At 49.0% G+C, this 259-nt stretch carries 1 pseudogene; it reads left to right on the forward strand.

Features of this window, described 5'->3' with window-relative positions:
* Positions 1-259 (forward strand): annotated as a pseudogene (locus tag AB4585_RS27225) (glycoside hydrolase 43 family protein); the annotation flags it as partial.

A 259-nucleotide genomic window follows, 5' to 3' on the forward strand; every position in this document is an offset into this window, starting at 1 on the left:
TTTATGATGACTTCTCTGCTGAATCCTTGCTCACCCACTGGCAAACTCTCAGGATCCCGTTTACCGAATCTATGGGGAGTTTGAATGAAAGACAGGGGTATTTACGCTTGCGTGGCAACGATAGCTTGCTGTCGACATTTGAGCAGTCAACGGTAGCGACGCGTTGGCGTCACCATGATTTTATTGCTTCCACCAAGCTGGAGTTCGAGCCGACTAACTTCCAGCAATCAGCGGGCTTATGCTGTTACTACAACACCAG

Origin of the sequence: Vibrio sp. 10N.222.49.C9 (assembly GCF_041474985.1) — a bacterium.
Taxonomy (GTDB): domain Bacteria; phylum Pseudomonadota; class Gammaproteobacteria; order Enterobacterales; family Vibrionaceae; genus Vibrio; species Vibrio crassostreae_C.